The sequence below is a fragment of the Streptomyces sp. NPDC019443 genome, assembly GCF_044389785.1.
Lineage (GTDB): Bacteria > Actinomycetota > Actinomycetes > Streptomycetales > Streptomycetaceae > Streptomyces.
The window spans coordinates 1,296,898-1,322,409 of the sequence record NZ_JBIRYJ010000001.1 but is presented as its reverse complement, the minus strand read 5'-3'; the positions used below and the strand labels follow the sequence as shown (position 1 = coordinate 1,322,409).

At 69.7% G+C, this 25,512-nt stretch carries 24 protein-coding genes and 2 pseudogenes; 24 read left to right on the top strand and 2 right to left on the bottom strand.

Features of this window, described 5'->3' with window-relative positions:
- Window positions 1-189: 189 nt before the first annotated feature.
- The gene (locus ACH492_RS06000) at window positions 190-333 is read right to left on the bottom strand and encodes a hypothetical protein (protein ID WP_398983165.1); all 144 of its coding nucleotides are present in this window, start codon (window positions 331-333) and stop codon (window positions 190-192) included.
- Between the two features lie 39 nt (window positions 334-372).
- Between ACH492_RS06000 and ACH492_RS05995 the strand changes: the two are divergent.
- The 6 genes and pseudogenes from ACH492_RS05995 to ACH492_RS05970 form a co-directional block, all read left to right on the top strand.
- Window positions 373-534: pseudogene (locus ACH492_RS05995) on the top strand (Lrp/AsnC family transcriptional regulator); the annotation flags it as partial.
- 58 nt (window positions 535-592) lie between these two features.
- Window positions 593-1,240, top strand: a complete 648-nt coding sequence (locus ACH492_RS05990) for an ABC transporter permease (RefSeq protein WP_108154090.1) — start codon at window positions 593-595, stop codon at window positions 1,238-1,240.
- Window positions 1,233-2,519, top strand: a complete 1,287-nt coding sequence (locus ACH492_RS05985) for a betaine/proline/choline family ABC transporter ATP-binding protein (RefSeq protein WP_398983163.1) — start codon at window positions 1,233-1,235, stop codon at window positions 2,517-2,519. The genes ACH492_RS05990 and ACH492_RS05985 overlap by 8 nt, the downstream gene beginning before the upstream one ends.
- Window positions 2,520-2,635: 116 nt before the next feature.
- Window positions 2,636-3,385: an ABC transporter permease gene (locus tag ACH492_RS05980; protein ID WP_398983330.1), complete on the top strand. Its 750-nt coding sequence runs from the start codon at window positions 2,636-2,638 to the stop codon at window positions 3,383-3,385.
- The gene (locus tag ACH492_RS05975) at window positions 3,385-4,374 is read left to right on the top strand and encodes a glycine betaine ABC transporter substrate-binding protein (RefSeq protein WP_398983161.1); all 990 of its coding nucleotides are present in this window, start codon (window positions 3,385-3,387) and stop codon (window positions 4,372-4,374) included. The genes ACH492_RS05980 and ACH492_RS05975 overlap by 1 nt, the downstream gene beginning before the upstream one ends.
- A 128-nt stretch (window positions 4,375-4,502) precedes the next feature.
- A pseudogene (locus ACH492_RS05970) lies at window positions 4,503-4,902 on the top strand (HAD-IA family hydrolase); the annotation flags it as partial.
- Between the two features lie 125 nt (window positions 4,903-5,027).
- Here the strand turns inward: ACH492_RS05970 and ACH492_RS05965 are convergent.
- Window positions 5,028-5,720, bottom strand: coding sequence for a response regulator (locus ACH492_RS05965; RefSeq protein WP_398983159.1), 693 nt, complete (start codon window positions 5,718-5,720; stop codon window positions 5,028-5,030).
- A 1,410-nt stretch (window positions 5,721-7,130) separates the two neighbouring features.
- Between ACH492_RS05965 and ACH492_RS05960 the strand changes: the two genes are divergently transcribed.
- From ACH492_RS05960 to ACH492_RS05875, 18 genes are all read left to right on the top strand, one after another.
- Window positions 7,131-7,559 (top strand): cupin domain-containing protein, encoded by a 429-nt coding sequence (locus ACH492_RS05960; RefSeq protein ID WP_398983157.1) that lies wholly within the window; start codon window positions 7,131-7,133, stop codon window positions 7,557-7,559.
- A complete protein-coding gene (locus tag ACH492_RS05955; protein ID WP_398983155.1) occupies window positions 7,556-8,590 on the top strand; it encodes a methyltransferase in 1,035 nt (344 codons plus the stop codon). Before ACH492_RS05960 ends, ACH492_RS05955 begins: the two co-directional genes overlap by 4 nt.
- Before the next feature lie 96 nt (window positions 8,591-8,686).
- Complete coding sequence (locus ACH492_RS05950) at window positions 8,687-9,739, top strand: methyltransferase dimerization domain-containing protein (RefSeq protein WP_398983153.1); 1,053 nt, start codon at window positions 8,687-8,689, stop codon at window positions 9,737-9,739.
- 6 nt (window positions 9,740-9,745) lie between these two features.
- A complete protein-coding gene (locus tag ACH492_RS05945) occupies window positions 9,746-11,068 on the top strand; it encodes a beta-ketoacyl-[acyl-carrier-protein] synthase family protein (RefSeq protein ID WP_398983151.1) in 1,323 nt (440 codons plus the stop codon).
- Window positions 11,065-12,300, top strand: coding sequence for a beta-ketoacyl-[acyl-carrier-protein] synthase family protein (locus ACH492_RS05940; RefSeq protein ID WP_398983149.1), 1,236 nt, complete (start codon window positions 11,065-11,067; stop codon window positions 12,298-12,300). The genes ACH492_RS05945 and ACH492_RS05940 overlap by 4 nt, the downstream gene beginning before the upstream one ends.
- The gene (locus ACH492_RS05935) at window positions 12,279-12,806 is read left to right on the top strand and encodes a holo-ACP synthase (protein WP_398983147.1); all 528 of its coding nucleotides are present in this window, start codon (window positions 12,279-12,281) and stop codon (window positions 12,804-12,806) included. The genes ACH492_RS05940 and ACH492_RS05935 overlap by 22 nt, the downstream gene beginning before the upstream one ends.
- A 95-nt stretch (window positions 12,807-12,901) precedes the next feature.
- Window positions 12,902-13,171 carry an acyl carrier protein gene (locus ACH492_RS05930; protein WP_398983145.1) on the top strand — a complete coding sequence of 90 codons (270 nt, stop codon included), beginning with the start codon at window positions 12,902-12,904 and terminating at the stop codon, window positions 13,169-13,171.
- Window positions 13,158-13,634 carry an SRPBCC family protein gene (locus ACH492_RS05925; RefSeq protein WP_398983143.1) on the top strand — a complete coding sequence of 159 codons (477 nt, stop codon included), beginning with the start codon at window positions 13,158-13,160 and terminating at the stop codon, window positions 13,632-13,634. Before ACH492_RS05930 ends, ACH492_RS05925 begins: the two co-directional genes overlap by 14 nt.
- Entirely contained in the window at window positions 13,631-14,152 is a 522-nt protein-coding gene (locus ACH492_RS05920) for a methyltransferase family protein (protein WP_398983141.1), read from the top strand. Before ACH492_RS05925 ends, ACH492_RS05920 begins: the two co-directional genes overlap by 4 nt.
- A 10-nt stretch (window positions 14,153-14,162) precedes the next feature.
- Complete coding sequence (locus ACH492_RS05915; protein WP_398983139.1) at window positions 14,163-14,981, top strand: cyclase family protein; 819 nt, start codon at window positions 14,163-14,165, stop codon at window positions 14,979-14,981.
- Window positions 14,982-15,021: 40 nt separating this feature from the next.
- A complete protein-coding gene (locus ACH492_RS05910) occupies window positions 15,022-15,969 on the top strand; it encodes a class I SAM-dependent methyltransferase (protein WP_398983137.1) in 948 nt (315 codons plus the stop codon).
- Window positions 15,970-15,973: 4 nt separating this feature from the next.
- Entirely contained in the window at window positions 15,974-16,759 is a 786-nt protein-coding gene (locus ACH492_RS05905) for a thioesterase II family protein (RefSeq protein WP_398983135.1), read from the top strand.
- Between the two features lie 74 nt (window positions 16,760-16,833).
- Entirely contained in the window at window positions 16,834-20,364 is a 3,531-nt protein-coding gene (locus ACH492_RS05900; protein WP_398983133.1) for an SDR family NAD(P)-dependent oxidoreductase, read from the top strand.
- An 88-nt stretch (window positions 20,365-20,452) separates the two neighbouring features.
- The gene (gene metK / locus ACH492_RS05895; RefSeq protein WP_398983131.1) at window positions 20,453-21,739 is read left to right on the top strand and encodes a methionine adenosyltransferase; all 1,287 of its coding nucleotides are present in this window, start codon (window positions 20,453-20,455) and stop codon (window positions 21,737-21,739) included.
- Window positions 21,736-23,394, top strand: a complete 1,659-nt coding sequence (locus tag ACH492_RS05890) for an acyl-CoA carboxylase subunit beta (protein ID WP_398983129.1) — start codon at window positions 21,736-21,738, stop codon at window positions 23,392-23,394. Before metK ends, ACH492_RS05890 begins: the two co-directional genes overlap by 4 nt.
- A complete protein-coding gene (locus ACH492_RS05885) occupies window positions 23,391-23,636 on the top strand; it encodes a hypothetical protein (protein ID WP_398983127.1) in 246 nt (81 codons plus the stop codon). Before ACH492_RS05890 ends, ACH492_RS05885 begins: the two co-directional genes overlap by 4 nt.
- A gap of 131 nt (window positions 23,637-23,767) precedes the next feature.
- Window positions 23,768-24,892 carry a carbohydrate kinase family protein gene (locus tag ACH492_RS05880; protein WP_398983125.1) on the top strand — a complete coding sequence of 375 codons (1,125 nt, stop codon included), beginning with the start codon at window positions 23,768-23,770 and terminating at the stop codon, window positions 24,890-24,892.
- Window positions 24,882-25,508 (top strand): TetR/AcrR family transcriptional regulator, encoded by a 627-nt coding sequence (locus ACH492_RS05875; RefSeq protein ID WP_398983123.1) that lies wholly within the window; start codon window positions 24,882-24,884, stop codon window positions 25,506-25,508. The genes ACH492_RS05880 and ACH492_RS05875 overlap by 11 nt, the downstream gene beginning before the upstream one ends.
- Window positions 25,509-25,512 lie beyond the last annotated feature (4 nt).

Below are 25,512 nucleotides of genomic sequence, written 5' to 3'. Positions count from 1 at the left end.
TCGATCCACAGGGGGCCGCCCACGCCTCTGCGCTGTATCTCCCGGCCGTGGCCTCCCGCGCGGCCTCCACCGCACGCTTCAATTTCCACCACTGCCTCCTCGCCGACCACAAGGCCCAGCAGCGACTCAAAGTCGTTGGCGACCACCCGGCTCATCCGCGTCTCGGACGGATCAACACGTCCGCTCAGTTCACTCCCGCTGGGAGATCGCCCCGTTCATGCGGTCGGCGATCTCCGTCTTCGTCGCCGCGTCCAGCGACTCCGGCAGTCCTTGGAAAGTGGCGGGCAGCACGTCCAGCAAACTTCGGATCTCCTCGCCAGTCCGGACCTTCATCAACAATTCGGCCCAAGTACTCCTCGCCGCTGGCGGGGTGGTGACACGCTGTGCCGTTTGGTGGCACGCTCGAATGCCGACTTGCAGCGCGTGATCGACCGGATGGTGGGATTCGATGGCATCGTGCGGGCCTCGACGGCGATCACGTTGGAGAATCCGGCGCGCTCCGGATCACTCCCACTGGTGCGCCAGGCGTCGCGGCAGGCGCCGTATGGACCGCTGACCGCCGGAGGACCGGCCTTGAGGGAGGGACCGAGAAGTGAGCTTCTGGGAGTACCTGGGCACCCGCTACCAGCAGCTGCTGGTGGACGCCTATCAGCACGCCAGCGCCGTCTTCCAGTGCATGGTCGTCGCCACGGTGCTCGGGGTCTTGATCGGCGTCCTCACCTACCGCACCGAGTGGGCGGGAAACCTCGCGATCACCACGACCGCAAGCATCCTCACCGTCCCCTCCCTGGCTCTCCTCGGCCTGCTCGTCCCGGTCGTCGGCCTCGGCGTCGCGCCGACCGTCATCGCGCTGACGCTGTACGGACTGCTGCCCGTGGTCCGTAACGCGGTCGTCGGGTTGCGCGGAGTCGACCCGGCCCTCGTCGAGGCCGCCAAGGGCATGGGGATGTCACGGTTCGCCCAGCTGCTCAGGGTCGAACTGCCCCTCGCCTGGCCGCCGATCCTCACCGGTGTCCGGGTGTCGACCCAAATGCTGATGGGCATCGCGGCGATCGCGGCCTTCGCCTCGGGGCCCGGGCTCGGCAACCAGATCTTCCGCGGGATCTCCAGCCTGGGCAGTGCGAACGCGCTCAACGAAGTACTGTCGGGGACGCTCGGAATCGTCGTCCTGGCCCTGCTGTTCGACGCCGGGTACGTGCTGATCGGACGGCTCACCATCTCACGGGGGATCCGTGGCTGACTCTGCCGAAATCGTCGAACCGACCTCCCCGACGTCCGGCGCCGCAGGCCCCGGCGGATCCGCCGGGCCCGACCGGCCGGCCGCCGCCGGCGCGAGTATTCGGCTGGACAACCTCACCAAGCGCTATCCGGACAGCCGAGCCCCGGCCGTGGAGGACGTGACCCTGGACGTCGCGGCCGGGGAAACCGTGATCCTTGTGGGGCCCTCGGGCTGCGGCAAGAGCACCACCCTCAAGATGATCAACCGGCTGATCGAGCCGACCTCGGGGCGGATCACCATCGGCGGCGAGGACGTCACCGGGATCAACCCCGTGGCGCTCCGCCGCACCATCGGCTACGCCATCCAGGCCACGGGCCTCTTCCCGCACATGACCGTCGCCGAGAACATCGCGCTCGTACCGAAGATGGCCGGCTGGCCCCGCGCGAAGGTGCGGGACCGGGTCGAGGAGATGCTCGAACTGGTCGGCCTGGATCCCGGGGAGTTCCGCGGCCGCTATCCGCGCCGGCTCTCCGGCGGCCAGCAGCAGCGGGTCGGGGTGGCGCGGGCGCTGGCGGCCGACCCGCCCGTGCTGCTGATGGACGAGCCGTTCGGAGCCGTCGACCCGATCACCCGCGAGCGCCTGCAGGACCAACTCATCCGGTTGCAGAGCGAGTTACGCAAGACGATCGTCTTCGTCACGCACGACTTCGACGAGGCCATCAAAGTCGGCGACCGGATCGCGGTGCTGCGCGACCGGTCGCGGATCGCCCAGTTCGACACTCCGGAAGCGATCCTGGCCAGTCCGGCGGACGACTTCGTCGCCGGCTTCGTGGGCGCGGGAGCCGGGGTGAAGCGGCTGGACCTCAAGCGCGTACGGGAGGTGGAGCTCGCCGACGTCCCGACCGCCACCGTCGACGACCCGCTCGAGACCGCCCTGCACCTGCTGGACGCGGGCTCCGCCTCCGCCGACCACCTGCTGCTACTGGACCGGGAGCGGCGCCCGCACTCCTGGCTGCGACGCGAGGACCTGACGCGCGCCCGGAGTGCGCAACCCGCCGGAGAACCGCTGCCGTTGTCGGCGGGCACCCCCGTACGGAGCCGGATCGGGGTGGACATGACGCTGCGGGACGCGCTGGAGGCGCTGCTGGCCGACGGTGCGGGCCGCGTCGCGGTCACGGGACAGGACGGCGCGTACGCCGGCGTGATGGACATGTCGACATTGCTGAACGCGATACACGGGGCGCCGGGCGAGCGGGGAGCCGAGAAGGCTCGGCCGACCGGTCGGGGTGAGCCCGCGTGAGCCGGAGCGAGGTCGGTATCGGGGACGGTGGTGGAGCCGCTCCCGAGGCCGGTTACGGGTCCCCGGGGCCGGCTCCAGGGCCAGGGCATGACGAGCCCGTGACCCGGCTCGCCGCAATGGACCGGGTGCCGCCCCGTATCACCTGGCAGAAGCTGGTGACGCTGCCGGCCTTCGTCGCGGTCGTCCTCGGCGCCACCGCCCTGTATCTCCGCACCACCGAGCTGGACTCGATCGCCAGGAACGCCCTCGCAGACGGCGCCGTGCGCACCGCACTCCTCCAGCAGACCGAACTCGTCGCGATCTCCACCTTCTTCGTGCTCATCATCGCGATCCCGCTGGGCATCGCGCTGACGCGCGGGGTCCTGCGCCGGGCCGCACCGCCGTTCGTCGCGGCGGCCAACATCGGCCAGGCGACCCCGGCCCTGGGCCTGCTGGCGCTGCTGGTGATCTGGCTCGGCATCGGCCAACGAGCCGCCCTGGTCGGCATCGTGGCATTCGCGGTGCTGCCGGTGCTGAGCAACACCGTGGCCGGCCTGAGGGCCACCGACCCGGCCCTCGTGGAGGCGGCGCGTGGCATCGGGATGTCGCCGCTGCTGGTGCTGTTCCGGGTCGAACTGCCCCTGGCCGTACCGCTGATCCTGGCGGGCGTACGGACCGCGCTCGTGCTGAACGTCGGCACCGCGACGCTGGCCACCTTCGGCGGCGGAGGAGGACTCGGGGACCTGATCTCCTCCGGCATCACGAACCAGCGCATGCCGGTGCTGGTGCTCGGCTCCGTACTGACGGTCGCCATGGCGCTGATCGTGGACTGGCTGGGGATGCTCGTCGAGTTGCTGCTGCGCCCACGCGGCCTGGAGGTGGACTGATGCGCCTGACCCGGGTACGGACGGCCGTCGCGGGCGCGGGCGCCCTGCTGCTCGCCGCCGCAGGGCTGAGCGGTTGCGGACTGACCAGCGGCAGCCCGCTGGCCGACTCGGTGCAGCCCGGCTCCATCGGGAAGGGGCGACCGCTGGAGGGCGCCCAACTGACCGTGACCTCCAAGGAGTTCACCGAGCAGATCATCCTGGGCCAGATCATGGGGCTGGTCTTCAAAGCGGCCGGCGCGGAAGTCCTGGACCGGACGAACATCCAGGGCTCGATCGGCGCCCGCGAGGCGGTCAAGTCCGGTGCGGCGGACGGGATGTACGAGTACACAGGTACGGCCTGGATCACCTACCTCGGTCACACCAAGCCGGTCGTCGACCCGTACGAGCAGTGGGAGGCCGTACGCGAGGAGGACCGCCGCAACGGCATCACCTGGCTGCCCGCCGCCCCGCTCAACAACACCTACGCGCTGGTCGCGAACCGGGCGAATGCGCAGAAGTACCGGCTGCGCACTCTCTCCGACGTGGCACGTCTGGTGAAGGAGGACCCGGGCGCGGCGACGATCTGCGGCGGAAGCGAGTTCTCGGTTCGCGAGGACGGCCTGCCGGGCGTGGCGAAGACGTACGGATTCGCCCTCCGGCGCGGGAACTTCAAAAAGATGGACGACGGCGTCGTCTACACCCAGGTCGCCAAGGGCGCGGCCTGCACCCTCGGCGTGGCGGCCACCACCGACGGCCGCATTCCGGAACTCGAGCTGAAGGTGCTCGAGGACGACCGGCACTTCTTCCCCAACTACAACGCGGCACCCGAGATGAACAGCGCCACGATGAGGAAGTACCCCGCCATCGCCGACGTCCTCGCCCCGATCACCAAGCGGCTGACGGGGGCGGAGGCCCAGCGGCTGAACGCGCGGGTGGACGTGGACGGGGAGGACCCGCACGAGGTGGCGAAGGACTGGCTGGTGCAGGAGGGCTTCATCCGGGAGGGCTGACAGACGGCTTCGCCCCAGGCTTGAGCTCCATCACAACCGGCTCACCGCCCCCGAAGAGATCACGGCACGGCGGTGCACGTCGGCCCGGTCGTCCGGCAGCCACTTGGTGACGATGCCGGTGAGCACCTGCCCAGTCCCGGGATACCGTCTCGGCCGACGAGGTAGCGCACGGCAAGCCCGCGCCGGACGTCTTCCTGGAGGCGGCACGCCGCCTGGGAGTGTCCGCGACGGGCTGCGTGGTCCTGGAGGACCACGCCCCAGGCGCCGCCGCTGCACACGCGGCCGGGATGCGCTGCGATCCCGTACGTCGCCGCACAGGCCGACGACCCGGCGTTCGCCACAGCGGGGCTGCTGCTGCGCGGCGGCCAGGCCGAATTCACGGCCCAGGCCGCGTGTGCCGACGGACTCGGCTCCGGGTTCCTGACCGCCCAGGGGGTTGAGCCGCAGTCTGTTGTGGCGGGCAGTTCAGCCGGGCGCGGCCAGTGCCCGGGGGCGCCGGCGGACTTACCGACCGCATCCAGGCCTTGAATTCGCGGTGCCGAGCTCCCGGGGTATGGATCGGGCGTTTGCGAAGCGAGATCCACGGAACCCAGACGGAGCGCACGCGAACCGCGCCGATGGGGGGGCGTCACGCCGCGCCTGACGAGTTCCGCCTACGCTCTCGATTGGGACGGGGATGGGGCGATTCTCCGGGTGAACTGCGGGCGAAGTTCCTCCAGTTGGCTTTTTGCAAAATGAATCGTCCGAAGCCGATTACACGTGCCCAGCTTGCCGTAGATGCGGCTGAGATAGTTGCGCACCGTTCGCGGGCTGATAAGAAGGAACGACGCGATGCTCGCGGTGTCGAAGTCCTGGGCCAGCAGGAGTAGTATTTCCCGTTCGCGAGAGGTGAGCTGGGATATCGGATCGCTGTACGAGGCCTGGTGCGGAGGTCCCCCCGGGAGAAAGCTCGTGGCGATGGCAGGGCACACCATCCCCCCTTCGTGAACGATACGCAGGCACCGTCTGATCTCCTCCGCGCTCCGCTCCTTGGAAAGGTACCCCTTGGCGCCTGCGTTGATCGCCTCTCGGATGTAAGCGGGGTTCTGCTGGGACGTCAGAATCACGACACTTGTGCCTATGCGATCGCGGCTGATCACACGGCATATCTCGATGCTGCTCATACCGGGCAGCTGCATTTCGATCAAGAGGATGTCAGGCGTGTGCTCGCGGACCCTCCGAAGAGCGGTCGGTCCGTCCGCCACCGCGTCCACCACCGAGAAGACAGGCGGCCCGTGCATGAGAGCCTGAATTCCCTCTAGTACCAGTTGATGTCCGTCTGCCACAACAAGACGTACGGCTGACATGGATCCACCCCCATTCCTGGATTTGAGCCCGGTGCGGCCCTGAGGGATATCGGACTTCTGAATCACCGATGCCGGCGGTCGTTTCTGCCAGATCGAACCCTCGTATGAGCTGCCCGTGCTCGTACTGGGTACCGTGGCGGTTGCGCGGGCATGGGGGGTGGATGCCGCCGCGGTGTACTTCCGGTCTGATGCCCTTCCGAGACCGAGCAGGGTGGGGCCCGCGGCCCTCGAAGCACAGCAGTGCGCATCGATGCCGCATCGGCAGGGACGAGCCGTTGCGCGATCAGTCCTTCGGCATGGAGGGCCGTTCGGCGTGGCAGGGTGCACCGCCCGGCAGCAGGTGCGCTTGATACGGCGGGCCCGCCGATGCCGCCGGCGAGGAGCGGAGACGTCATTACACAAAGGTGTCCAGCAGGGGTGCGGTTGGTGTGTCGGCGGAGCGTGAGCAGGTGACGCGGGGGCTCGCAGCCGAACGAGGCCCTGGACCCGGGCGCGACACGCCGGTTGGTACGGCGGTGAGGGGCCGGGCGGCGTAAATCCTCGGGGTCGTCGGGCTCTGCGGCCGTCATGACAGGCCGGTCCGGCCGCCTACTGACACGATCGCGGCCCGCTGCGACAACTGGCGCTCCTGCCTCCGTATGCCTGCCCACGTCGCGTCCCCCGTCCCGACGTTCGTCCATTCCAACGGCCCGGCTCCGTTCACGTGGGACCGGGCCCCGCACGGCGATCCGTCCACCGCTGCCCCGTGCGAAGGGATCCGGCCAGACGTCCTCCGCCTCCCTCGATCGCAGGTCAGTCACCCAGAATAGGTCGAACCGGTCGGTTGCAACGGAAAGTGGAAGTGAATCCCCTGTCACACCAGCACCTAATGCATGATCACATCGTATTTTCATGTCGTAGCACTGTAGCGCAGCGAGGAGCGCGAATGGCTAGACATCGCCGGTAGGTGTCCGTCACTGGAGGTGTCACACCGACGTCACAACCGGTCGGATGTTGCACGCTTTTACCGGAGCGAAATATTCAATTGACAGGTATCGTCGCAGGGATGCACGGACGCCGGATCCCGGCAGGGACGTTCGTGCGAGGATGGCCGGCCCGAAAAAACCGGACGTGATCGCCGTACCCAGGGGCGCAGCGCTACATCCCGCCATCCGTACCGGCGAGTTCACCTTTGCGGTCAGCGGCAGGCGGAGGCCGACTAGGAGTCGGAAGTTAATCCCCACGGTCGCGTGGCATTCATGGAGAGGAACTCTGCGTGAACGCAAGGATTTCCGACGTTTGCCCGTCACGTGATGGGGATGTGACACCTCTGGTGACGGATGCCCATCGACAGCCTCTTCCCGGGATCCCTAGATTCGACTGGCGCAGGCATTCGGACTGCGCTGGGGAAAATCCACGGAGGGGATCATCGTGCAGATTCGGCATTCCAAGGAAACACCTCAAGATATCGTTCGCGAGCCGGGGGCGAAACAAGTGCGGCTACGCCGGCTGATCGATACCACCGATGGCGCCGACCGCTTCGTGCTGACGGAATTCGCGATGGCGGAGAATGGTGCCTCACCGCCTCACTACCACGACTGGGAACACGAGCTGTACATCATCGAGGGCACCATGGGTGTCGTGATTCCCGGCGAGGACCGCACCGAGACGGTCGTCGCAGGCGATGTCGTCTTCATCCCGCGTGACGAGCCCCACGGCTTCGTCACCGGTCCCACCGAGACGTGCCGTTTCCTGGTGGTGGCTCCAACCGAGCGGCCGCCGGTTCGGAACTTCTTCCTCTCCGAGGAGCCCTACGAGTTCTCGGCTTCCGCCGACGCGGCGGGCGGGGGGCACCAGTGACCACGGCACAGGAGACCGTACGACAGCAACCGGCCGCCTCCAGCCGTTTGCACGGCATCATGACCGCCTACCTCCAGTCCAAGGCACTGTTCACCGCATTGGAACTGGGAGTGTTCGTCGCGCTCGAGAAGGAGCCGGCCGGCGTGCCCGAACTGGCCGGGCGGCTGGGTCTGGAGCCCCGCCCGACGCTGGCGCTGCTCAGGGCACTCGAGGGGCTCGGACTGGTGGAGCGCAGTGGTGAACGCTACCGCAACACCGAGGAGTCCAGCGCTTTCCTGGTGCCGGGCAAGGAGGCCTACGTCGGGGCGTTCGCCGAGCACCAGAACCTCCACTTCGGCAACTTCGCCCGGCTCCCGGAGGCCATCCGTACCAACTCGTCGATCACCAAGCGGGTCCTGAAGCAGGGATACAGCAATCAGGGCGCGGCGGCCGGCGAGGGACGCGAGGGCACCCAGCGCCTCATCCAGGGCATGCGGGTCAGCGCCCGCCTTCAGGCGGACCAACTGGCCGCGGCGGTCACCCTCGACGGAGTCGAGCACGTGCTCGACCTGGCGGGCGGCTCCGGCGACTACGCGATCGCGCTGGCGCAGCACCACCCGAAGCTTCGCGTCACCACCATCGACTATCCGGCGGTCTCCGAACTGGCCCGCGCAAACGTCGAGGAGGCAGGCCTGTCCGGACGGGTCGAGGCTCAACCGGGGGACGTCTTCAGCGCGCCCCTTCCCAAATGCGACGCCATCCTGCTCTCACACGTCCTCGACGGATACGGGGCCGAGCGCGCCCAGCACCTGATCAAACGGGTCCACGACGCGCTTCCGGCGGGCGGCCGATTGATCATCCACGCCCACATCCCTTCCTTGTCCACCGGAGTCTTCCCCCACCTGTTCGGCCTCATCCTGCTCGCCAACACCGAGGAGGGCGAGGTCCGCGATGCCGACCTCCTGGCGACCTGGGTCGGCGTGGCGGGATTCCACGACATCGTGACGCAGAACATCTCCGAACTCTCCGGAATGGTCACGGCGGTCAAGTAGTCCCACGGCTCCAGGACACCCCGACCGGGAAACGGCGCGCCGCCCACGTGTCCGGCGGTGCCGTTTCCCGGCCCCGATGACGAAGGGACGACTCCCATGCCCGAGACCCTGCTCTCCACGACCGACCGCGCCGGTCCGGACGTCCAGTCCTATCTGGCCGCACCAGACGCTCCCGCGCTTCTCGCCCTCAACTTCGGGTTCACCAGGGCCCGAGTGCTCGACACCGCACTGGAGCTCGGAGTGTTCACGGCGCTCGCCTCCGGCCCGCGGACTGCCGAGCACCTCGCTCGCGAACTGGGATGCGACGGTACGGGGCTGCAGCGCCTGCTCGGTGCCCTGGTCGGGCTGGGGCTGCTGCACTCCTGCGAGGCGGGCTGCGAGCTCAGTCCCGCTGCCCGTGCTCACCTGGTGGCCGGTACCGACCGCTACCTCGGCGCCCATCTGCGCGCGGTGATGGACCAGTGGGACCGATGGGGCGCCCTGACCAAGGCCGTGCGCACAGGTCTCCGCCCGAGCACGGACGGTACGGGGGCGGTAGGCGGTACGGACCAGGGAATCCGCCCTAGCGGGATGTTCGAGGGCAACTTCCCGCTGACCTTCCCGCTCGCCGCCCGGATCGTGGCCGGGCTGGGGCCCACCGGGCCGGCGCGCATGCTGGACCTGGCCGCCGCCGGGGGCGAATGGGGGATTGCGGTCGCGCTGCGTTACCCCGAGACGGAGGTCGTCGGCGTCGACGAGGCGGCCTTGCTCAAGGCGGCTCGGCAGCGGGCCGAAGCCTTCGGGGTGGCGGATCGGATCACCCAGCTCCCCACGGACTTCGACCGACTGCCGTGCGACGATGCCTCGTTCGACCTGGTCACCCTGACGCACTTCTGCCGCTTTGCCGGGCCCGCGCACAGCCGCCGCGTCCTGCGCGAGTGCGCCCGGGTGACCAGGCCCGGCGGCCGGCTGCTGATCGCCGACCTGATGTTCGAGCCGTCGGCCACGGAAGAAGCCGCTTCGCTGGTCGATCTGAGCCTGTTCCTCAACACCCCGGAGGGCACCGTCCTCACGCCCGCCGAGATCCGGCACTGGCTCGCGTCGGCCGGTTTCACCACCGCAACGTTCCTCGAGCACGGCTCGGTTCCAGTCCTGATGGCTGAGAGGTGATGCCACATGCGACGCGTAGTTGTGACGGGGCTGGGGATCGTCAGCCCGGCCGGCATCGGCAAGGAGGCGTTCTGGGAGAAGATCGCCACCGGCACGAGTGCGACCCGGCCGCTGGCTGAGCTCGCCAGTTCCCACCTGTTCGGGGAGCTCGGGGAGCTCTCCTTCGTCTCGGACTCGATAGCCGAGGTACTCGACTTCGAGGAGAGGGCGCGGACGCTGCCGGCGGAGGTCCGGCGCCTGGACCGGTACATCCAGTTCGGCGTGGCTGGTGCGCTGGACGCCCTGGCCGACGCGGGGCTCCGGGCCGACGGCGGCGCGGCCGGGGACCGTACGGGCGTCGCCTTCGCGACGGCCGTATGCGGCACCCGGCTGATGGAGGAGGAGTACCTGAACGTCACGGACAGGGGCCGGAGCGAGATCGACCCGTCCGGGGCGGCACGCGATCTGTATCTGGCCTCGATGTCCAACACCCCCGCGCTGGTGCTGTCCGCGATGCTGGGCGCCCAGGGACCGTGCGTCACACTCTCCACGGGCTGTGTCGGAGGCATCGACGCCATCGGCTACGCCTTCGAGGCGGTGAAGTACGGCGACGCCGACATCATGATCAGCGGCGCCACCGAAGCCCCGATCTCCCCCGTGACCATCGGGGCCTTCGAGATCATCCACTGTCTTTCGCAACGCCACGCAGACCGGCCGCACGCCGCGTCGCGCCCCTACGATGCCCAGCGCGACGGATTCGTGCTCGGTGAGGGCTGCGGCATGGTGGTTCTGGAGGAACTGGAACACGCCCGGCGCCGCGGTGCACACATCTACATGGAGATCGCGGGTTTCTCCAATACCGCCAATGCCGTCCACATGACGGATCTCCTGACGGACGGCGCCGACCTGGCGCGTGCGATGACCGACTGCCTCGAGCAGGCGGGTCTGGAACCGACCGACGTGGACTACGTCAACTCCCATGGCAGTTCGACCCCGCAGAACGACGCGTGTGAGACCAGTGCTCTGAAGCTCGCCCTGGGAGAGCACGCCTACCGGATCCCCGTGAACTCCACCAAGTCGATGCTCGGACACGCGCTGTCGGCGGCCAGCGCCATGGAGATCGTGATGTGCGCCCTGAGCCTGGAACGGTCTTTCGTCCACCCGACGATCAACTACGAGCATCCCGATCCGGCGTGCGACCTGGACTACGTCCCGAACGAGGGGCGGCCCTGGAACGGGGATGTGATCGTCAGCGACGCCAGCGGATTCTCCGGCCTGCACACGGCGCTCCTGCTGAGGGCGCTGCCCGCCTCCGCGACGCCCGCGACCGGCAAGGAGGCCGTCGCATGAGGAGGGTGGCTGTCACCGGGATCGGAATCGTGCTCCCCTCGGGAAACGGCATGGACGAGGTGTGGGAGAACGCGGTCGCGGGACGGGTCCGATTGCGCCCGATCGACCGTTTCGAGGCCGCCAGGTACCAGTGCCGGGTGGCCGGTCAGGCCGACTTCGATCCTCTCGAGCACCTGCCAGGCCGGTTCGTCAAGCGCACCGACCGCTTCACTCACCTGGCCATGGCCACGGCGGCCACGGCGCTGAAGGACGCAGGCCTGTCCATCGGCTCGGACGTGGCTGCCGAGAGGACCGGGATCATGGTCGGCAACGTCCTGGGCGGCTGGGAGTTCGCCGAGCGTGAGCTGCGGCGCATGTGGCTCGACGGCGCCCGGGCGATCAGTCCCTACCAGGCCACGGCATGGTTCCCGGCCGCCCCTCAGGGCAACATCTGCATCGAGTTGGGGATCAAGGGCCGGTCCCGCACGTTCGTCGCCGACCGGGCCAGCGGGGCATACGCACTGATGGCCGGCGCCGAGACCATCGCCCGCGGTCACGCGGACGTGGTGCTCGCCGGAGGAGTCGAGGCGCCCCTGTCGTCGTACGCCTGGCTGTGCCTGCAGACCAGCGGTCTGATGGCGAAGCAGCGCGGCGGGAGCCCGGACGAGGTCTACCGGCCGTTCGGCAACGGGCACTGCGGCTCTGTCTTCGGTGAAGGAAGCACCTTCCTGGTCCTCGAGGAGCGGGAGCGCGCCCTGGCCCGCAACGCGGCCCTCCACGGAGAGATCGTGGGGTGGGCGGCGAGCACGGACGGCTATCTGCCCCTGTACACCGTGGAGCCCACCGGAGAGGTTCTGGGCCGGGCGATCCGCACGGCCCTGGACCGTGCCGGGCTCTCCGCCTCCGGCGTATCGGGCGTCTTCGCCCATGGTTCAGCGCAGCCGGTGGAGGACGCGACGGAGGTCTACGCCCTCCGCGACGTCTTCGGCCCCTCCGGTGGCGTGCCCGTGTCGGTCCCCAAGGCGGGTTTCGGACACACCCTGGGAGCGGCGGCGCCCGCCGACGTGGCGCTGGCCCTGCGAGCCCTTCGCGAGGGCGTCATCCCGCCGACCCCCCGACTGGACCGTCCGGCGCCGGGGTTCGATCTGGACTTCGTCCGCGGGTCGTCGCGGTCGATCGACGCAGGAGGGCACGCCGTGGTCGTGTCCCGCGGGCTGGGAGGCGTGAACGCATGCCTGGTCCTGAGCAGTTGACCGCGGCGCTGGCTGCCGAGATCGCCGAGTGCGTACGGCGTTTCGGAGCCCGCCCACCCGGAGCCGGGCCGCCACCCCTGGCCGCCGGCCCGGTGCCGGAGCGGCCTTCCGCCGGGCACGCACCCGCGTCGGTACGGGCCGTGGGCGTGGACGTCGTCGACGTCCCGCGTCTGGCGCGTCTGGGCCGGCGATGGGGCGACTCCCTCCTCGCCCACCTGTTCACCGAGGAGGAGCGGCGGGCCGCCCAAGGCGGCAGCGACCGCTACCGCTGGGAGTCGCTGGGCGGCCGGCTCGCTGCCAAGGAGGCGGTGAAGAAGGTGCTCGGATCTCAGGGCGAGGCCGCCGCGTGGCGGGACCTGGAGATCCTCAAGGGGCGCCACGGCCAACCGGTGCTGGCCCTGCACAACGGCGCGGCCGTGGCTGTCGAGCACGCCGGATGCACCCACGTCCACCTCAGCATCACCCACGAGGCCCAGCTGGCCGTCGCCGTCGCCGTAGGCGTGTGAAGAGGTCCGCCCCGGACCGCGACGGCACCGACCGTACTGATTCCTACCGCTTGTTACCGCCGATCCCGACCGCAGCACCCCCCGAAGGAGGACCCATGTCCATCCGCGACGACGTGGTGAAAATCATGAGCGACCTGGAGTTCGACCAGGGCAACCTTTCGGACCTCGCCCGGTTGCGGGAGGACCTGGGCGTGGACTCCACCGAGCTGGTGGAGGTGATCGTGGCGCTGGAGAACCACTTCGCCATCCGACTGGACCCGTCGGACTTCGACGGGCTGCTTACGCTGGGCGACGTGGTCGCCCACCTCGAGCGGGCCCTGGCCGACGGCTCCTCCGCCGGTGAGGTGAACCATGCCGCGCATTGAGAACGGGGTCCTCGTCCGAGAGACCCCGGTCAAGGTCTTCGCGCTGACCAACGATGTCAGCCGCTGGCCGGAGTTGTTCGCCGACTACACCGAAGCCCGGGTGCTGAGCGAGGAACCGGCCGGCCGCTTCACCAAAGTCGTCTTCGAGCTGCGTAACGAGGCCGGGCAGGCCTGGCGGTCCTGGCGTCTGCTGGACCACCAGGAGCTGACCGCGATCGCCGAACGGGAGGACCCGCTCTACCCGTTCCGGTACATGCATCTGAAGTGGACCTATCGGGCCGTGCCCGAGGGCACGTCGATGGTCTGGACCCAGGACTTCGAGGTCGACGAGCGCGTGGACATCTCCCTCGAGGAGGTGGTTCGGCGGATGAACGCGCACACCGTGGAGAACCAGCAGCGGATCAAGGAAACCATCGAAAGTCTGAGGGCACGGGAGCGCGAGTTGTCCAGGGAGGGCACGTGAGCGCCAGACGACTGCGCCTCGGCCCCCTGCTGATTCCCGTCGTGGTGGCCGGGCTGATCCCCGCGGCACTGCGCCTGCTGCTCCCAGGCGCCACGTGGCCGCTGCCGGTGGAGGTCCGCCTGGCAGCGGGTACGCCGATCGCCTCACTGGGCCTGTGGCTGCTGGCCGACTCGGTCGACCGGGTCTACCTCCGGCAGGCGACGCCGCTGGGGGACAAGCCACCGGAGTACCTCGTACGGGAAGGCTGGTACCGGCGCGTCCGCAACCCCATGGCCCTGGGCATGCTCGCCGCGCTGACCGGTGAGTCGCTGTTCATCGACTCCAGTGCCCTGCTCGGCTGGGCGCTCGTGGTGCTCCTGGTGGCCCGGCACGCGGCGGTCAAGATCGAAGAGCCCAGCCTCGCCCGTGCCTTTCCCCACGAGTACGAGGCCTACCGCCTGCGGACTCCCCGGTGGATCCCCACGCTGATCCGGCCGGGCACGCACGCGGCCTCCGCGCGTTCCGTACGACGTCCCTGAGAGGAACCTGATGTACGTCGACCTGAGCCTTCCGGTCCATCGGCACGCACCGGGCGTGGAGTTCGCGCAGTGGAGGCACGAGGACGGCGCGCGCCGTCTGTCCCGCAACACCCGTGCGCTGCCTGGTGACGGCCTCGGCCGCAGGATCGCCAACTACGGGCGGTGGCTCGCCGGATCCCGGCGCATTCGCCGCCGGGATCTGCCCGAGGGGTGCTTTCTGTCCAACGAGTTCTACCGGATGTCGGTCCACCAGGGCACCCATGTGGATGCACCGTTCCACTACGGACCGCGGTGCGAGGGCAGGCCTGCGAAGAAGATCACCGATGTGCCACTGGACTGGCTGACCGGTCCGGCCCTGATCCTCGACGTGCGGGACTGCGGGGGGACCGTCACGGCCGAGACGGTCCGCGCGGGGCTCAAGGCAGCGCTGGCGGAGACCGGAGCCGATCCCGGCCCGGGGTGGGTCGTGCTCTTCCGCACCGACTCCGACCTCAGGGTCGGCACCCCCGCCTACTTCACCCGCAGTACGGGCGTGGACGTCGGAGCCGTCGACGAACTCCTCGACCGGGGCGTCAAGGTGATGGGGACGGACTGTTGGAGCCTCGACGCACGGCCGGCGGAGATGGTGGAGCGCTTTCACCGCACCGGAGACGGCTCCGCCCTGTGGCCGACCCACATGCACGGAAGGCGGCGCGAGTTCATCGCCGTCGAGGGGCTCGCCCGCCTTCGCGACGTACCGGCCGGACCGTTCCGGTTCTCCGGCTTCCCCATCGCCCTGGCCGACGCCGGGGCCGCCTGGTGCCGGGCCGTGGCCAAGGTCGAGGACTGATGAAGGGCGGTATCGAGCGATGAGGACAGCGTCTGGACGGATGGTCCTTCGGTCGGAGGACGTCATCGCCGGCCACTACCCGTTGCTGCGGCAGATCGTGGGCCGGGTCCTTCAGCGGTGGCCGGAGCACAGCGGATTCCTTCGATCCCGCTTCGCCGAGGAGGAACCGGCTGCGCTGGACTGGTCCGAGACGGTGGCGAGGACGGTGTGGCCGCTGGTCGCGCAGGACCTGGACGGCGCGGTGGATGCCTATCGATGGCTGGGGGAGACGTTCTTCGCGGAAGACCTGCACTTCCAGCGGTACGGCAGGTATCGCAACTCCTCCTTCGCCGAGGTGGAGGCCGAGATCTACGCCGACAGCGGCTATATGACGCGCTACATGAAGGGGCTGCTCATGACGCAACTCCTGTGGACCAACCACGCACGGGTGCTGCACACGTACGCGCACGCGTTCCTCGCCTGCCGCGGCCATCGGGAGCACCTGCTGGAAGTCGGCCCCGGCCACGGGCTGTTCCTGGCCCTGGCAGCGGCGGCGGGCGTCCGCGACCTCACCGGTTGGGACATCAGCGAAGGCAGCCTGGAGTTCACCCGGGCGAGCCTGGAACGCCTGGGCCGTAACCGGGTTTCCCTCGCCCGGCGGGACGTCACCGACCGCTGTGCCGACGGCACATACGACCTGGTCGTGGCCAGCGAGATCCTGGAACACCTGGAGGATCCCGCCTTGGTGCTCGCCGCCCTGCGTGACCGGCTGGCCCCGGACGGGCTGATCTTCCTCAACGTGCCCGTGAACAGCCCCGCGCCGGACCACATCTACCTGTGGCGCAGCCCCGAGGAGTTCTTCGGCTTCGTCGCCGACTGCGGGATCCGGCCGGTGCGGACCTGGGCGTTCCCCATGACCGGATACACCGAGGAGCGGGCACGGCGCCGCAATCGCACCCTGTCCTGCGTCGTGGTGGGCTCGGCGGCCCCCCGAGAGCAAGGTGGCTGAAGCCATGGCGTCCGAGCCGGCCGACTTCGGCCGATGGATCCTGCGGCCCCGCCGGCCGGAGCGGGTGTCCGTGCAGCTGGTCTGCGCACCGTACGCGGGCGGTGGACCGGCCGCCTACCACGGGTGGGCCACGGGGCTGCCGGAGACCGTGGATGTGTGGCTGCTCCGCCTGGCGGGACGAGGCCGACGCAGGCGCGAACCGCTGCCGACCGACCTCGACGCCGTCGTGCGAGAGACAGCCGCGGCGTGCGCGCAGCGACTGCGCGAGCCCTTCGTCCTCTTCGGACACAGCCTGGGCGCCTTCACCGCCTACGAGCTGGCCAAGGAGCTGGCCCTGCGCCACGGTCTGCACGCGGCGCACCTTGTCGTGGCCGCCCGGCCAGCGCCCCACGTGGTGCCGCGTCACCCCCCGGTCCACACCCTGCCGACCGCGGAGTTCCTCAAGGCCCTGGACGCCCGCTATCAGGGAGTTCCCGACGCGCTGCGCGAGGATCCCGCGCTGGAACACCTGTATCTGCCGGTCCTGCGCGCCGATATGGCTCTCCTGGAGACCTACCGGTACCGCCCCGCCGAGCCGTTGGACTGCCCCATCTCGGTGTTCGGGGGTCGGCACGACCACCAGTCGCCCCAGAAGGACCTGGCCGCCTGGCGCGTGCACACACGGGCCGACTTCACCTTGCGGATGTTCCCGGGAAACCACTTCTTCGTGCAGTCACAGCGGACCCTGGTGCTCCAGGCGTTGACCGAGGGCGCACTCCGGCCCCATGTCGCCTGTCCGGCCGCCCCATGACGACGCAGTCGCACGGACGAAGTCACCGACGAAAGTCACCGACGAAAGTCACCGACGAATGGATGGAGGGGCGCATGTCCCGCTACGGGCGGACCAGTCGGGTGAGCGCGTCCGCGGAACTGGTCGATGCCTTCCGCCGGGCGAGCGGCGATGCCAGCCCGCTGCACGTCGACGCCTCCTACGCACGCCGCACCCCCTTCGGCCACCCCGTGGCGCACGGGGTGCTCGGGCTGCTCATCGCACTGGCGGGACTGGAGGACCGGCCCGGGATGCGGCTGGCCCGCCTCAGCGCCCGCTTCCCCGGTCCGATCTTCCCCGGCCAGGAGTACACGAGGGTGATCGAGCAGGACGCTGCAGACCGCGTGGAGGTGCGGATCGTTGACGGCTCCAGGCCCTTGCTGGAAGTGCGCGCCGCATTCACCCCCGCCGCCGCCCTCGCGCCAGCGGGAGACGTCCTCCCGCACCGTGCCGGGACACCCCCGGCGTTGCCCCGGGAGACGGAGGGACCCGTGTTCCCTGAGGACGGGCCCGTACGGGACCTGGCCATCGACGACATAGTGGTCGGCGAGTCGTTCGGCGCCGGATACGAGCCCCGATGGGCCAGGCTGCGGACCTTGGTCGACGATCTGGGGCTGCGCGGCAAGGGCATCGATGCGGAGGGCGTGGCGGTGCTGGCCTGGGCCAGCTGGCTCACGGGGATGGAGGTGCCGGGGCGTTCGGCTCTTCTGTCCAGGGTCACGGTGGACTTCACCCCCCGTCAGCCCTCGCAGAGCGGTCCGCAGTCCCAGTTCGACGCTCACGCGGAGGTCACCAGGAGGGTTCCCCGCTTCGGCCTGGTCCGCCTGAAGGGAACCGTGCGGACAGCTGTCTCCGGTGCGCAGGTGTCGATCAGCGCGTTCGCCCGGGCCCGATCCCGGCCCGCGTCCAGGCAGTGGCTGACACAGCTGTCGCCGACCGCTGAGAGGCTGACCGGCAGGGTCGCCTTCGTGGTGGGCGGCAGCCGGGGTCTGGGAGCTGCGATCAGCCAGGCGCTGGCCCTGCAGGGCTGCACTGTCTACGTCGGCTTCCAGCACAGTTTCCCCGAGGTGGGAGCCATGCGGGATGCCCTCGGCCCTGCCGGGGGCCGAGTGCATTCGATCGCTGGGGACGCTGCCGATCCTGCGTGGAGCCGCCAAGCCCGCGAGCACATCGTGGGAGAGAGCGGCCGACTGGACTTCCTCGTGCTGAGCGCCTGTCCGCCGCTGCAGCCACTCGGCCTCGACAGCGCGGCCACCGAGCGTGCGGCGGACTACGTGGCACACAGCCTGAAACTCGTTCACGGCCCCTTCAGTGCCTGCGCCGCGGACCTGGCTGCCGCCGCCGGGCAGGTGGTTCTCCTCTCCTCAGCGGTGGTCGACCGGCCTGTTGTGGGCTGGTCGCACTACATCAGCGCCAAGCACGCGGTGGAGGGCCTCGCCCACGCCGCGGCGGAGGAGTATCCGGCCGTCTCCTTCCTGACCGTCCGTCCGGAGCGGCTGGCGACCGACTTCGCCGCCACACCCACCTCCACTGCCTCGGCACGGCCCGTTGAGCCGGTGGCCGCCGCGATCGTCCAGAGCATGGCCACCGGTAGCCGGCCCGGCCACGTCGCTGTGCTCGACCGGTTCCCCCACGCCACGGAGCGGGCCGAGGCGCCCAGCGGGGAGGAGGCGAAGACCGCCGCTGAGCGCCGCCCCGGCACAGCGCTCGACCGGGCCGCTGCGGACACCGCGCCCTGCCCACCGGACCGGCGCGGCCGTACCACGGCACCCGCCGCCCCGGAGCCGGCAACCAGCCCGGAGAACCGGCACAACCGCGGGGTCATCGCCCTGGCGGCGACCTTCACCGCCAGCGCGCAGCGCGAGGTCCTGACCTACTGGAACACGGCTCTCGCCCTCGGTCTGGACGTCGTCCTGACCTCGTACGGACAGGTCTTCCAGGCCCTGCTCGACCCCGTCGGAGAGTTCGGCACCAACCAGCACGGCTGCAACGTCGTCCTGCTCCGGCTGGAGGACTGGCCGGTCGGCGAGGACGGTGAACGCACCGTCGACGAGTTCGGCAGGGCCGTGGTCACCCATACCTCCCGGGCCCGGGTTCCGCTCCTGGTCTGTTTCTGCCCGCCCTCTCCACCCGTACTGGCCCAGCCCCGACGGGCCAGGGAGCTGGCCCGGTTCGAGAACCGGCTGGTCAACTCGCTCGCCGGCACCCGCGGCCTGCACATGGTGCGCAGCGACCAGTGGAGCGACGGCTACCGCGTCGACCAGTACCACGACGCCCGGCGGGAGGAACTGGCGCACATCCCTTACACGCCTCTTGCCTCGACAGCCCTGGGCACCACGGTGATGCGCTGGGTGCACGGCCTGCTGGCCGCCTCCGCCAAGGTCCTGGTGCTCGACTGCGACAACACCCTGTGGCGGGGGGTGTGCGGCGAGGACGGCCCCCACGGCGTACGCGTGGACCAGGCCGCCCGGAGCGTGCAGCAATGGGCGGCGGATCTGCAGGCCCGTGGCGTGCTGATCTGCCTGTGCAGCAAGAACAAGGAAGCCGATGTGGACGCGGTGTTCCGGGAACGGCCGGACATGGTGCTGCGCCCCGAGCACCTCACCGCACGGCGGATCAACTGGGATTCCAAGGCGGACAACCTCCGCGCGCTCGCGGCCGAACTGTCCCTCTCCCTGGAGGCGTTCGTCTTCCTCGACGACAACCCCGTGGAGGTGGCCGAAGTGGCGGCCGCCTGCCCCGGAGTGCTCGCGCTGCTGCTGCCCCCCGACGCGGCCGAGGTCCCCGCCTTCCTGGACCGGGTGTGGGCCTTCCCCACCGCCGAGGTCACCGCGGAGGACCGGCAGCGAACCGAGTTCTACCGCAGTCGTCTCGCCCGCAACAGGCTTCGCAGCTCGGCGACCACGTTCGCCGACTTCATCCACGGTCTCGGTCTGGATGTGCACGTCAGCGAGGCGGTACCGGCGCAGCTGGCCCGGGCCGCACAACTCACCCACCGTACGAACCAGTTCAACCTGTCCACCGTGCGGCGCACCGAGAGCGAGCTGCGGGCCCTGCTCGACGACAGGCACACGCGCTGCTGGGTGGCGCGGGCCCGCGACCGGTTCGGGGACCACGGTCTGATCGGGGTGGGCATCGCTCGGCTCGAGAACGAGGTCGCCAACCTGGACACCTTCCTGCTCAGCTGCCGCGTCCTGGGGCGCGGCGTCGAGCACGAGTTCCTGGCGCACCTGGGGCGGTCCCTCGTGGCGGACGGCGCACGCACGGTGGAGGCGACGTACCGGCCCACGGCCAAGAACACCCCGGTCAAGCAGTTCTTCGATGCTGTGGCCGCCCCCTATGCCGATCCGCATCCGGGCGAAGAGGGCCAAGTCGTCGTGTACCGCATCCCGGCAGAACGCATGGCGCGGATCGTCTTCCGCCCCGAGGAGGTCGACAAACACCACGAGGTCCAGCAGCCGACGGCTCAGGCGGTCCCCTTGGCATCCGGAGCAGTTGCGCGCCGGGTGACCACGCTCGCCCGGATCGCCCATGAACTGGACAGCGTCGAAATGATCGACCGCCTGATCAGGGGAGGTGAGAGCTGAACCGGCCGTCGAGGCTGCCGCTGCCTGCCGCGACGACCCTCCTACCACTCCAACACCCCTGTGGCATACCCCAGATGGGAGAACTCCCGTGCCCCGCCGCCTGTTCACCTCGGAGTCCGTCACCGAGGGCCACCCCGACAAGATCGCTGACCGGATCAGCGACACGATCCTCGACGCTCTCCTGACGGACGACCCGGCCTCGCGGGTCGCCGTGGAGACGCTGATCACCACCGGCCTGGTGCACGTGGCCGGCGAAGTGACCACGAAGGCGTACGTCGACATCGCGACACTCGTGCGCAACACGATCCTCGAGATCGGTTACGACTCCTCGAAGAAAGGCTTCGACGGCGCTTCCTGCGGCGTCTCGGTGTCGATCGGCACACAGTCCCCGGACATCGCCCAGGGCGTCGACGCGGCGTACGAACAGCGGGCCGGCGGTGCCACCGCAGGAGAGCCGGGGGACGAGGTGGACGCGCAGGGCGCCGGCGACCAGGGCCTGATGTTCGGCTACGCCTGCGACGAGACGCCGGAGCTGATGCCCCTGCCGATCGAGCTGGCCCACCGGCTCTCCCGGTGTCTGTCGGAGGTCCGCCGCAACGGGACCGTGCCGTACCTTCGCCCGGACGGCAAGACGCAGGTGACCGTCGAGTACGACGGCGACAAGGCCGTACGGCTGGACACCGTGGTGGTCTCCTCGCAGCACGCGAGCGACATCGACCTTCACTCGCTGCTCACGCCCGACATCCGCGAATTCGTCGTGACGCATGTGCTGGGCCGGCTCTCCGAGGACGGCATCAAGCTCGACACCGACGGCTACCGGCTGCTGGTCAACCCCACCGGGCGGTTCGAGATCGGCGGGCCGATGGGCGACGCGGGTCTGACCGGCCGGAAGATCATTATCGACACATACGGTGGTATGGGGCGGCACGGCGGCGGTGCCTTCTCAGGCAAGGATCCGTCCAAGGTGGACCGCTCGGCTGCGTACGCGATGCGCTGGGTCGCCAAGAACATCGTCGCGGCCGGCCTGGCCACCCGGTGCGAAGTCCAGGTCGCCTACGCGATCGGCACGGCCCGGCCGGTGGGTCTGTTCGTGGAGACCTTCGGGACCGAAACCGTGCCAGTCACCCGGATTCAGAGCGCTGTGACCGAGGTCTTCGACCTGCGCCCCGCCGCCATCATCCGCGACCTGGACCTGCTGCGGCCCATCTACGCCGAGACCGCAGCGTACGGCCACTTCGGGCGCACTCTGCCGGAGTTCACCTGGGAGCGCACCGACCGGGTGGACGCCCTGCGGACGGCCGTGGCCGCGCACCCGGCCACCCCCGTGCGCGGTGAGGCCGCTCATCCGGAGCGTGTGGGGTGGAGGCGTCCATGAGCATCGTCGGCGGCACAGGGGTGACCGAACACCTGCTCACGGTGGAGGCCATCGGCCCCTCGCGGGCCGCGCGCAAGCGCCGGGAGGAGGCCGCCGCACACGGCCCTCAGACCCGGCAGCGGGTCGCGGAGCTGGCCAGGCTGAGGCAGCACGTGGAGTGCGGCCCGGATCCGCGGGCCACCGAAGCCCAGTACGCCAAGGGAAAGCTGACGGCCCGTGAGCGCATCGGACTGCTCTTCGACCAGGACACCTTCACCGAGGTGGAGGCGCTGCGCCGGCACCGGGCCACGGGCTTCGGCCTGGAGGACCGCAGGCCGCACACCGACGGCGTGGTGACGGGCTGGGGCCTGGTCGACGGCCGGACCGTCTTCGTGTACGCCCATGACTTCCGGATCTTCGGGGGCGCGCTGGGCGAGGCGCACGCCGAGAAGATCCACAAGATCATGGACATGGCCGAGGCCGCCGGGGCTCCGATCGTCGGCCTGTGCGACGGGGCCGGGGCGCGCATCCAGGAGGGCGTCACCGCGCTGGCCGGCTATGGCGGGATCTTCCGGCGCAACGTCCGCAATTCCGGGGTGATCCCGCAGATCAGCGTGATCATGGGGCCTTGCGCGGGTGGGGCCGCGTACTCCCCGGCGCTCACCGACTTCGTGTTCATGGTGCAGGGCACCTCGCAGCTCTTCCTGACCGGACCTGACGTGATACAGGCGGTCACCGGTGAGAAGATCAGCCACGAGGGGCTCGGCGGGGCGGACGCGCATGCCTCGGCCTCCGGGGTCGCGGCGTTCACCTACGACGACGAGCACGCGTGCCTGGCCGACGTCCGTTTCCTGTTGTCCCTGATGCCCTCCAACAACCGTGAGCAGGCCCCGGCGGCGGCGGCGGACGATCCCGTCGCGCGCCGTACCGAGGCGCTGGTGGACCTCGTGCCGGCGGATCCCCAACGCTCCTACGACATGGCGCAGGTGATCGAGGAGATCGTCGATGACGGGGAGTTCCTCCCGGTGCACGAGCGCTGGGCACCGAACATCGTGTGCGCACTGGCGCGGATGGGCGGACACGTCGTCGGCATCGTCGCCAACCAGCCCGCTCACATGGCCGGGGTGCTGGACATCAGCGCTTCGGAGAAGGCTGCGCGGTTCGTCCAGCTGTGCGACGCCTTCAACATCCCCCTGGTGACCCTGGTGGACGTGCCCGGTTTCCTGCCAGGCGTGGACCAGGAGCACGGGGGGATCATCCGGCACGGCGCCAAGCTGCTGTTCTCCTACTGCAACGCCACCGTGCCGCGTGTCCAGCTGATCCTGCGGAAGGCCTACGGCGGCGCCTACATCGTCATGGATTCGCGCTCCATCGGAGCCGACCTGTCCTTGGCCTGGCCCATCAACGAGATCGCGGTCATGGGCGCCGAGGGCGCGGCGAACGTGGTCTACCGGCGCGAGATCGCCGCCGCCGACGACCCTGAGGCCGTACGCGCCCAGCGCATCAAGGAGTACCGGGAGGAGCTCATGCACCCGTACTACGCCGCGGAGCGCGGCCTGGTCGACGACGTCATCGATCCCGCCGAGACGCGGTCCCGGTTGATCGGGGCGCTGTCCATGCTGCGGACGAAATACGCCGCGCTACCCAGCCGCAAGCACGGAAACCAGCCTCTGTGACCGCCGGCGAGGCCGCACCCGGCGTGATCCGGATCCTTCGCGGCGGTGACCTTCGCCCCGAGGAGGTGGCTGCGCTGACCGCATGCCTGCTGACGGCTGTGGCGCGCTCTGCGAGCGCAGCGGCAGTCGGGCGCGAGCAGCCGGCGCAGTGGGCGCGAGGGCACACGGGTCACGGCTGGACAGGAGCCTGGAGGGCTGCCGCCTTCCCGGCCTGGCGGCCTTGGACCTCGCTGCTGCGCTGATGGACTCCCGTGCGTGATTCCCATGAGCGGCTTGGTGCCCGTGCGCGGCGGCGCCACGGCAGCCCGCCGGACCTGGGTGGCCTGTGCCGCCTCGGTCTCCCCGCCGACACCAGGATTGAGGAGGAAGTTTCGTGCGTATCGCGGTGACCGGCTCGATCGCCACCGATCATCTGATGGTCTTCCGGGGGCGCTTCGCCGACCAGTTGATCAACAGCAAGCTCGACCGAGTGTCGCTGTCCTTCCTCGCCGACCACCTTGAGATACGCCGTGGAGGTGCGGCCGCCAACATCACCTTCGGGCTGGGGAAGCTGGGGCAGCGGCCGGTCCTGGTCGGCGCAGCCGGGACGGACTTCGCCGACCACCGGGAATGGCTGCACGCGGCCGGAGTGGACACCGAGTCGGTGCTGGTCAGCCGCACGCGCCACACTGCTCGGTTCGTCTGCACTTCCGACGCCGAGCAGAACCAGATCGCCACCTTCTACGCCGGGGCGATGGCCGAGGCGCGGGAGATCGCCCTGGCTCCGGTGATCCGACGGGTGGGCGGCCTCGACCTGGTGGTGATCGCCCCCAACGACCCGCAGGCGATGCTGCGGCACACCAGCGAGTGCCATGACCTGGGCATCGCATTCGCGGCCGATCCCTCGCAGCAGTTGGCGTGCCTGGAGAGTGGGGAGATCCGGTGCCTGCTGGAGGGGGCGCGCCTGCTGTTCACCAACGAGTACGAGGCGGCCCTGCTGATGGAGCGGACTGGACTGACGGAACGTCAGGTACTGAGACTGGTGGAGACATGGGTGACCACGCTGGGAGCCGACGGCGCGGCCATCGCCCGCGCGCACGAAGCACCCGTGCGGGTGGCTGCCGTGCCGCCGGGCCGGGCGGTGGATCCCACGGGACTGGGCGACGCGTTCCGGGCCGGATTCCTGGCCGGCCTTTCCTGGGGGTGTACGCCCGAGCGAGCGGCCCAACTGGGATGCGCTCTCGCCGCGGTGGTGCTGGAGTCGGCCGGCGCCGAGGAGTACGAGTTCACAGCGGCAGACCTGGCCGCAAGGGTCGACCGCGTGCACGGCCGTGCGGCGGCCCGGGAGCTCGAAGCGCTCATCGCCGAAGTGTCACGAATCCCCATTGCAGGCGGCCGAGTTGGAGCATCTCGGGGGCGCACAGAGTGCACTTCCTCGAACCCCCTCACCTCCGCACGCCGGGACGACGGCGTGGACGGGGAGTCAGGGGAGGAGTACCTTCAGGAGCGTGTTGAATGAACGCTCAGTCAATTCCTTGTCCGGTGGCCGCCGCGAACAGGCCCATCAGCGCCGCGAGGAACTCATGGACGCCGCCCTGAAGGTTTTTGCGGACAAGGGGCTGGACCGGGCGACCGTCAAGGACGTGGCCGCCGCCGCTGGAGTGGCGCCCGGCCTCCTCTACCACTACTTCGACAGCAAGGAGATGCTGGTCGTCGCGATCGTGGAGGAGAGGGGATTCCTGCCCCGGCTGCGGCAGCTGCTCGGCGAGGCGGGGGACCGCAATGCGCGGCAGGTGCTGACCGACCTCGTCACCCAGTTCCAGACGCTGCTCAGTGAGAACGCCCCGTTGATGAGCCTGTTCTTCAGCGCGAGTCGCCACCCGGAGGTGGGGGGAGCTCTGCGGGCCTTCGTCGAGGAGGGTCAGGGGCTGCTGGCCGGATACCTGCACGAGCGGGTCGCCGCCGGCGAACTCCGTCCGCACGACACGCGCTCGGCGGCGCAGATGGTGCTGGCGTCCGTCGTCATCGGCCAGCTGACGCGCACCGGCGTGGAGCCGAAGACGGTGGTCGAGCTGCTGATGACCGAACTACCCGTGAAACCACCGTCAGAGCAACGCTGTTCCGATCCCGACTGACTGC

What these genes read in the sequence shown, in the direction of transcription:
- ACH492_RS05945 (WP_398983151.1), top strand. Translation starts at nt 9,746, where the DNA reads ATGCGACGCGTAGTTGTGACGGGGCTGGGGATCGTCAGCCCGGCCGGC.
- ACH492_RS05905 (WP_398983135.1), top strand. Translation starts at nt 15,974, where the DNA reads ATGGCGTCCGAGCCGGCCGACTTCGGCCGATGGATCCTGCGGCCCCGC.
- ACH492_RS05980 (WP_398983330.1), top strand. Translation starts at nt 2,636, where the DNA reads ATGGACCGGGTGCCGCCCCGTATCACCTGGCAGAAGCTGGTGACGCTG.
- ACH492_RS05975 (WP_398983161.1), top strand. Translation starts at nt 3,385, where the DNA reads ATGCGCCTGACCCGGGTACGGACGGCCGTCGCGGGCGCGGGCGCCCTG.
- ACH492_RS05890 (WP_398983129.1), top strand. Translation starts at nt 21,736, where the DNA reads ATGAGCATCGTCGGCGGCACAGGGGTGACCGAACACCTGCTCACGGTG.
- ACH492_RS05935 (WP_398983147.1), top strand. Translation starts at nt 12,279, where the DNA reads ATGCCTGGTCCTGAGCAGTTGACCGCGGCGCTGGCTGCCGAGATCGCC.
- ACH492_RS05930 (WP_398983145.1), top strand. Translation starts at nt 12,902, where the DNA reads ATGTCCATCCGCGACGACGTGGTGAAAATCATGAGCGACCTGGAGTTC.
- ACH492_RS05965 (WP_398983159.1), bottom strand. Translation starts at nt 5,720, where the DNA reads ATGTCAGCCGTACGTCTTGTTGTGGCAGACGGACATCAACTGGTACTA.
- ACH492_RS05940 (WP_398983149.1), top strand. Translation starts at nt 11,065, where the DNA reads ATGAGGAGGGTGGCTGTCACCGGGATCGGAATCGTGCTCCCCTCGGGA.
- ACH492_RS06000 (WP_398983165.1), bottom strand. Translation starts at nt 333, where the DNA reads ATGAAGGTCCGGACTGGCGAGGAGATCCGAAGTTTGCTGGACGTGCTG.
- ACH492_RS05915 (WP_398983139.1), top strand. Translation starts at nt 14,163, where the DNA reads ATGTACGTCGACCTGAGCCTTCCGGTCCATCGGCACGCACCGGGCGTG.
- ACH492_RS05910 (WP_398983137.1), top strand. Translation starts at nt 15,022, where the DNA reads ATGGTCCTTCGGTCGGAGGACGTCATCGCCGGCCACTACCCGTTGCTG.
- ACH492_RS05925 (WP_398983143.1), top strand. Translation starts at nt 13,158, where the DNA reads ATGCCGCGCATTGAGAACGGGGTCCTCGTCCGAGAGACCCCGGTCAAG.
- ACH492_RS05950 (WP_398983153.1), top strand. Translation starts at nt 8,687, where the DNA reads ATGCCCGAGACCCTGCTCTCCACGACCGACCGCGCCGGTCCGGACGTC.
- ACH492_RS05900 (WP_398983133.1), top strand. Translation starts at nt 16,834, where the DNA reads ATGTCCCGCTACGGGCGGACCAGTCGGGTGAGCGCGTCCGCGGAACTG.